This is a genomic window from Cellulosimicrobium sp. NPDC057862, assembly GCF_042797035.1.
In the GTDB taxonomy this organism is placed as follows: Bacteria; Actinomycetota; Actinomycetes; order Actinomycetales; family Cellulomonadaceae; genus Cellulosimicrobium.
In genome coordinates this window covers 649,979-657,385 of the sequence record NZ_JBHVMH010000001.1, presented here as the reverse complement: position 1 = coordinate 657,385, position 7,407 = coordinate 649,979, and the positions used below count along the sequence as shown (strand labels likewise).

Here is a 7,407-nt window from a genome sequence, read left to right as displayed (position 1 = left end):
ACGAGAGACCTCCGTTGGTGCGAGCCGGGTTCCTAGACAGCTCCCACTCGACCCGGAGGTCTCTCGCTACGTCAACAACCTGCTGGGTCAGTACACCTAGGACGACGGGGAAGACGAGGAGCCGGTACTCGTCGACGAGGTCGTGCTCGGCCAGGCCGCTGACCAGGGTCCCGGACCCGAAGACGACGAGGGTGCCGTCGGTGCGGTTCCTCAGGCCCCGCACCGAGTCCGCAGGGTCGCCCTCGAGCAGGTGCGACCCCTGCCACCCGAGACCGTCCGCGGACGACGAGACCACGTACTTCGGCATGCGGTTCATCGCCGCGACCGCCGGCTCGGACTCGTCGGCGTCCGCCCAGGCGTCCGCGAGGATCTCGTAGGTGCGGCGGCCGAGCAGCATCCCGGTCGCTCCGAGCGTCACGTCGCGCATGAAGGCGTCGACGGCGTCGTCGCCCGCCGAGACCCAGCCGCCGTGCTGGAACCCGCCGTCGGGATCCTCCGACGGTGAGAGCGGCGACTGGATGACGCCATCGATGCTGACGAAGTTCGCGACGACGACGCGCCCCATGGTTCGACCCCCTCGTTCGTGCTGTCCTGGACATCGTATGGACCTCCATTACATCGGCATGACGGCGGCGAGGAACAGCATCGCGAGGCCGAGACCGAGGTCGAGCACGAAGCAGGCCTCCGCGAGAGAACGAGGCACGACGCGGTCCCGGACGAAGTGGACGACGTCCCACGCGGCGTGCCCGACGGCGGCCAGCGCCGCCAGGTAGAGGGCCGGGACGGGGCCCACCGTCATGGCCGTGAGCGCGACGGCGCTGAAGCCCAGGAAACCCAGGGCCTGGATGACCAGCTCGCGGCGGTCGACGTCGGCGCCCCGGAGCAGGCCGAGCACAGCGGACGTCACGCCCAGGACGAGCGCCGTCACGGTGGCGTCGAGCCCGGTGACGCGAGCGAGGACGACCGCGACGATCGCGCCTCCGACCACGATCCAGCCGCTGCGGCGTGGACCGATCGCACTGGTCGCGAGGTAGCACGCCGAGGCGATGACGATGATCATCGCGGTGACGTGCGCGTCGGCGCCGTTCGCGACGTTGAGGAGGAGAGCGAGCAGTCCGACGAGGGACGGCCAGCGCTCCAGGAGATGGCGGCCCGCACCGCGCGAGCGGTGGGTGCCGTCGTGCTGTGCGGGGTCGAGGCGGGGCTGCTGCGTGTCCATGCTCGTGAGTCTGGGCCGGGGTCCCGCACGGCTGACCCGTGAGTCGCGCACGGAACACCCGTGCGGACGCTCACGCGGAGCCTCGTCAGACCCAGCCGTTCTCGCGGGCGATGCGGTAGGCGTGGGACCTGCTGTCCGCCCCGAGCTTGCGGTTGACCGACGCGAGGTAGTTGCGCACCGTGGCCGGCGAGAGGAAGAGCTCCCGCGCGACGTCCCGGACGGGCCGGTCCTGCCGCGCAGCGACCAGCACCGCGGTCTCCCGAGCGGTCAACGGCGACGGGGCCACCGTCAGGGCGTCCGCGGCCAGGACCGGATCGACGTAGCGCTGCCCCTCGTGGACCCTCCGCACGACGTCTGCCAGCGCAGTGCCCGGCGCGCCCTTGGCGAGGAACCCTCGCGCACCGGAGGCGAGGGCCTCGCGCAGCACGTGCGGGTGGCCGTGGCCCGTGAGGATCACGCCTGCGCACTGTGGGAGCGCCCGTGCCAGCTCCCCGATGACGCCGAGCCCGTCGACCGCCGGCATGTGCAGGTCGACGACGGCGACGTCAGGAGCGTGGAGCAGTGCTCGGTCGATCGCCTCGCGGCCGTCGCGGGCCGTGGCGACGACGTCCACGTCCGGCTCGCGCTCCAGGAGCCCGACCAGGGCCTCCCGGATCAGCTCGTCGTCCTCGGCGAGCAGCACCCGGATCCGTCCGCTCATCACGACCTCCCCGACGGCGCCGGGTGTCTTACCCGCACCACGAATCGGCCGCCCTGCTCCGGTCCCGAGACGAGATCCGCACCGAGGGCACCGCACCGCGCCGCGAGACCCGCCAGGCCGGTGCCCCCGGTCGAGTCCGACCTCGCGGCGGACCGGACGCCGTCGTTCTCGACGCTCAGTGCCGTGACGGGCCCGCGTGCCACGACACGGATCGACGCGAGTCGAGCGTCGCTGTGCCGCAGGACGTTCGTGACGGCCTCGCGGACGACCGTCGCGAAGAGCCCGGCGAGCGGAGGGGGCAGGGTCGAGAGCGTGCGGGGATCGGCGTCGACCGTCGTGGTGACTCCTGCCGAGCGGAGCACCAGGTCGGCCGACCGTAGCTGCGCCGGGAGGTCCGTGACCGCCTCCCCGTGGATCGTCCGTCGGGCCTCCCGGAGCGCCCCCGCCGCGAGCTCGCGGATGCTCCGGCTCTCGCCCGCGGCCCCGTCGGGGTCCTGCGCAGCCAGGTCCGCCGCACGCTCCGCCTTGAGCGCGATGACGGCAAGACGTCGTCCGAGCACGTCGTGCAGCTCGCGGCCGACACGCAGCCGTTCCTCGGCCACCGCGAGGCGTGCCTGAGCCTCCCGGCCGTCCTGCGCGGACCACCACAGGCGGTGCAACCACACCAGCGCCTGGCACATCGCCCACACGCCGAGGGCGACCCCGAGGGTGGTGACGACGTTCGGCAGGACCGCACGGTCGAAGAGGAGGGCGCCGGCCACGGCGGCACCGCCCAGCACACCGGTCGCCACGACACCGCTGCGCCAGCCGACCAGCCCGCACGCGGCGACGACGAAGCCGGAGAGCCACGCCCAGGGCTGCTCGCCCGGCTCGGCCCAGGAGAACATCGGGGCCCACAGCCCCATCGTCAGGACGACCAGCACCGTGACCTTCCACCGCCGCGCCGCGGGGTTCGAGGTCGGAGTGACGACGTCGAGCAGGACGAGCAGCAACGCCGACCCGAGAAGCGCCAGGCCGCCGAGGAAGACCGCCGCGAGCAGGGGTGTCGGCGGCTCGGTGAAGGACACCGCGATGACCGGGGCCCACACGAAGCTGGCCAGCAGGAAGGCCAGGACGATCCAGCGCGGAGTCCGCCCCGGTCCTGTCAGGGTCACCGTCGTCGCCCCCTTCCCCGCACGTCCGGCGGAGTAGGAGCGAGCGTAGCCGCACCCTCGTCGGGGCACCCTCGCGCGCGGCGGGGTCGACGCTCACGGGCCTCGGCGCCCGGGCAGCGCGAAGGGCCCCCGACAGACGTCGGAGGCCCTTCCGTGGTGGAGCCAGGGGGACTCGAACCCCCAACCCCCTGCTTGCAAAGCAGGTGCGCTACCAATTGCGCCATGGCCCCGGGCGACGCGGCCTGGGGCCGGTCAGGAGTGAGACATGCTCACTCGAAGGTGTCTGTGACCTCTGCCCAGAGGTCGCGCTCGGCGTTGTCCTCCGTGTACTTGCGCCACAGGAGATATCCGGCGCCGGCGGCGAGGAGCAGGACGAGAAGCTTCTTCATGACGTTCCCCCTCGAGTGGGTTCGGCAGTGGGCCTAAGAGGACTTGAACCTCTGACCTCTTCCTTATCAGGGAAGCGCTCTAACCGTCTGAGCTATAGGCCCGTACGCGCCTCGCCGGACAGCCCCGGGGGGCCGCTCCGCTCGCAGGCAGCGATTGAGGTTACCCCACCGGGAGCCGCAGACCCAAACCGAGGAGTCCGTGACCCCCGGTCCGGGAGCCGTCCGCGGTCAGTCGTCCGTGAGCGTGAGGTGCACGCCGCCCACGAGCGCGGCGACGATGTTGTACAGGAACGCCATGATCGTCGACAGCGCGGTGATGATCACCACGTTCACCACGCCGAGCAGGGTGGCGATGGAGATCACACGGCCGAACGCGACGTACTGCTGGATGTCCACGTCGGTCTCGGTGCCGACGATCTGCGTGAACAGGTCCTCGATCTTGGCGAAGACCATCATGCCGTCGAGGACGTACCAGACCACGGCCGTCGCGACGACGGTCATGATGCCGATCGCGACGGCGAGCAGGAAGCCGAGCTTCATCGCGGACCAGGGGTCGATGCGCGAGACCGCGAGCCGGACGCGGCGCGGGCCGCCGTCGTGCCGGACCGTGGGCGTGGCGCCCGTCGCCGGGCCCGCGGCGGGCGTGGCGCCGGTGAGCGGGGTCGCGGAGCCGGACACGCCGGCCGCGGAGTAGTGCAGCGAGGCCACCGCCGGGGCGTTCGTCGCGGCCGGAGCCGCCGAGGCGCTGGGGGCCGCCGAGGTGGTCGTGGGCACGCGCCTCACCGTCTCGTCGTCGATCTCGTCGTGACCGGGCTGCTGAGGCTCGGACTCCGCCGGCGCGGCCGGGACCGCCGCGGAGACCTTCTTGGCCGCGGTCTTCGCCGCGGCGATGGCCGCAGCGGCCGCCTTCACGGCACCCGCGCGCGCGACGGCGACGCGGCTCTCGCCCGACGCCCGCTCCATCCCGTCGTCGTCGACGCCCCGCTCCGCGGCGGCCTGGCCGCCGGACTGGCTCGGGGACTGGCTCGGCGGCGGGGGCGGGGGCGGCGGGGGAACGGCGCCGGACGACGTACCGTTCGACGCGCCGTTCGACTCCGCGTGCTTGCTCGCCGTGGACGCACCCCCGGCGCGCGAGGTCGTGTCCGTGTCCGGGCGCGGCACGGTCAGCCGGGGCGTGATCGTCGGCGGTGCGTTGTTCTCGCTGCTCATCTGGTTTCCTCGGTGGTTCCGGGGGCCGGCTCGGTCCCGCTCGCCCCGTCGGACGAGGCGGTCGGGTCGATGATCGGTGCGCTGCTCGTGTCGGTGCCGACCGGGGCCGTGCCGGTCCCGTCCTCGCCCTCCACGGTATCCCGATCCTCTCCGAGGCGACGCTCGACGTTCCGCGCGACCGCGATGATGCGGTCGCCCTTGTCGGGCTTCGCGAACGTCACCCCCTGCGTGTTACGGCCCGTGAGGTTCACCTCGTCGACCGCGGACCGCACGATCTTCCCGCGTTCCATGATCACCAGCACCTCGTCGTCGGCCTCTGTGACCAGAGCCCCCACGAGATCTCCACGAGCCTCCACCAGGTTCGCGACCTTGATGCCCAGACCACCGCGCCCCTGGACCCGGTACTCGTCGATCCGCGTGCGCTTGGCGAACCCGCCCTCCGTCACGACGAAGAGGTCGGAACCCTCCTCGACCACGTCCGCCGAGAGCAGCTCGTCGCCCTCGCGGAACTTCATGCCCGTCACGCCCGACGTCGCGCGGCCGAGCGGCCGCATCGTGTCGTCGGCGGCGGGGAAGCGGATCGACTGGCCCTTGCGCGAGACGAGGATGAGGTCGTCGTCGGCGTCCACGAGGAGCGCCGCGACGAGCTCGTCGGGCGTGCCCGACTCGTCCTCGCGTAGGTTGATCGCGATGAGCCCGCCCGAGCGCGGCGAGTCGTACTCGGACAGCCGCGTCTTCTTGACCAGGCCGCGGCGCGTCGCCAGGACCAGGTACTCCGCGGCGTCGTAGTCGCGCAGGTCGAGCACCTGTGCGATCTTCTCGCCGGGCTGGAACGCGAGCAGGTTGGCCACGTGCTGGCCCTTGGCGTCACGACCGCCCTCAGGGAGCTCGTACGCCTTCGCGCGGTAGACCCGCCCGAGGTTCGTGAAGAACAGCAGCCAGTGGTGCGTCGTCGTCACGAAGAAGTGGTCGACGATGTCGTCCTCGCGCAGCTGCGCGCCGCGTACGCCCTTGCCGCCACGCTTCTGCGCGCGGTAGTTGTCGCTGCGCGTGCGCTTCACGTAGCCACCGCGCGTGATGGTGACGACCATCTCCTCCTCGGCGATGAGGTCCTCGATGGAGACCTCGCCGTCGAACGGGAGGATCGTCGTGCGGCGCTCGTCGCCGTACTTGGCGACGATCTCGCCCATCTCCTCGCCGACGATCGTCCGCTGGCGCTCCGGCTTCGCGAGGATGTCCTCGTAGTCGAGGATCTTGCGCTCGAGCTCGTCGTGCTCGTCGAGGATCTTCTGCCGCTCCAGCGCGGCCAGACGGCGGAGCTGGAGGTTGAGGATCGCCGTCGCCTGGACCTCGTCCACGCCCAGCAGCTCCATGAGGCCCGCGCGCGCGCGGTCGACGTCGGGGGAGCGCCGGATGAGGGCGATGACCTCGTCGAGCGCGTCCAGCGCCTTGAGGTAGCCGCGCAGGATGTGGATGCTGCGCTCCGCCTCGGCGAGCAGGTAGCGCGTGCGACGCACGACGACGTCGAGCTGGTGCGTCGTCCAGTGCCGGACGAACGCGTCGAGGCTCAGCGTGCGCGGCACGCCGTCGACCAGCGCGAGCATGTTCGCGCCGAACGTGTCCTGGAGCTGCGTGTGCTTGTAGAGGTTGTTGAGCACGACCTTCGCCACGGCGTCGCGCTTGAGCACGATCACGAGGCGCTGGCCCGTGCGGCCCGACGTCTCGTCGCGGATGTCCGCGATGCCCTGGACGCGGCCGTCCTTGACGAGGTCGGCGATCTTCGCCGCGAGGTTGTCCGGGTTCACCTGGTAGGGGAGCTCGGTGACGACCAGGCACACGCGGCCCTGGATCTCCTCGACGTTGACCACCGCGCGCATCGTGATGGAGCCGCGACCGGTCCGGTACGCCTCCTCGATGCCCTTGTGGCCGAGGATCGTCGCGCCGGTCGGGAAGTCCGGGCCCTTGATGCGCAGCAGGAGTGCGGCGAGGAGCTCCTCGCGGCTCGCCTCGGGGTGGTCCAGGTGCCACTGGACGCCCTCGGCGACCTCGCGCAGGTTGTGCGGCGGGATGTTCGTCGCCATGCCGACCGCGATGCCTGCCGAGCCGTTGACCAGCAGGTTCGGGAACCGCGACGGCAGGACCGCCGGCTCCTGGGTACGGCCGTCGTAGTTGTCCTGGAAGTCGACGGTGTCCTTGTCGATGTCCCGGACCATCTCCATGGCGATCGGGGCCATGCGGCACTCGGTGTACCGCGGGGCCGCCGCCGGGTCGTTGCCGGGGGAGCCGAAGTTCCCCTGCCCGGCGACCAGCGGGTAGCGCAGCGACCAGTCCTGCACGAGGCGGACGAGCGCGTCGTAGATCGCGCTGTCGCCGTGCGGGTGGAACTTGCCCATGACGTCGCCGACGACGCGCGAGCACTTCGAGTACGACCGGTCCGGCCGGTAGCCGCCGTCGTACATCGCGTACAGCACGCGCCGGTGCACGGGCTTGAGGCCGTCGCGCACGTCCGGGAGCGCACGGCCGACGATGACGCTCATCGCGTAGTCGAGGTACGAGCGCTGCATCTCGAGCTGGAGGTCGACCTGCTCGATGCGCCCGTGGTGCACGGCGACCGCCGTGCCGTCGGCGTGCACGATCTCCTCGGCCCCGTCGCCGGGAGCCGTGGGCTCGGTCTCGGGGTTCTGCTCGTCGGTCACGGTCTACCTCGTTCGTTCGTTCCTGCGTGCTCGCTGCGCT

General features: G+C 71.7%; 7 protein-coding genes and 2 tRNA genes. All 9 read right to left on the bottom strand.

All coding sequences use genetic code 11. The features are described from left to right. Positions 1–565 (bottom strand): dihydrofolate reductase family protein (locus ACFVN3_RS02790; protein ID WP_378230297.1); only part of this gene is annotated, 565 nt, incomplete at its 3' end. A 48-nt stretch (positions 566–613) separates the two neighbouring features. Beyond that, positions 614–1,219, bottom strand: coding sequence for a hypothetical protein (locus tag ACFVN3_RS02785; RefSeq protein ID WP_378230295.1), 606 nt, complete (start codon positions 1,217–1,219; stop codon positions 614–616). 85 nt (positions 1,220–1,304) lie between these two features. Next, a complete protein-coding gene (locus tag ACFVN3_RS02780) occupies positions 1,305–1,919 on the bottom strand; it encodes a response regulator (RefSeq protein ID WP_378230293.1) in 615 nt (204 codons plus the stop codon). Continuing rightward, positions 1,919–3,073, bottom strand: a complete 1,155-nt coding sequence (locus tag ACFVN3_RS02775) for a sensor histidine kinase (RefSeq protein ID WP_378230291.1) — start codon at positions 3,071–3,073, stop codon at positions 1,919–1,921. Before ACFVN3_RS02775 ends, ACFVN3_RS02780 begins: the two co-directional genes overlap by 1 nt. 154 nt (positions 3,074–3,227) lie before the next feature. Then, positions 3,228–3,303 (bottom strand) — tRNA-Ala (locus ACFVN3_RS02770). 39 nt (positions 3,304–3,342) lie between these two features. After that, positions 3,343–3,462 (bottom strand): DLW-39 family protein, encoded by a 120-nt coding sequence (locus ACFVN3_RS02765; protein WP_208863433.1) that lies wholly within the window; start codon positions 3,460–3,462, stop codon positions 3,343–3,345. Between the two features lie 28 nt (positions 3,463–3,490). Continuing rightward, positions 3,491–3,564: transfer RNA gene (locus tag ACFVN3_RS02760), tRNA-Ile, on the bottom strand. Positions 3,565–3,690: 126 nt separating this feature from the next. Continuing rightward, positions 3,691–4,671 (bottom strand): DUF3566 domain-containing protein, encoded by a 981-nt coding sequence (locus tag ACFVN3_RS02755; protein WP_378230289.1) that lies wholly within the window; start codon positions 4,669–4,671, stop codon positions 3,691–3,693. Next, the gene (gene gyrA, locus ACFVN3_RS02750; RefSeq protein WP_378230338.1) at positions 4,668–7,307 is read right to left on the bottom strand and encodes a DNA gyrase subunit A; all 2,640 of its coding nucleotides are present in this window, start codon (positions 7,305–7,307) and stop codon (positions 4,668–4,670) included. The genes ACFVN3_RS02755 and gyrA overlap by 4 nt, the downstream gene beginning before the upstream one ends. Between the last annotated feature and the right edge of the window lie 100 nt (positions 7,308–7,407).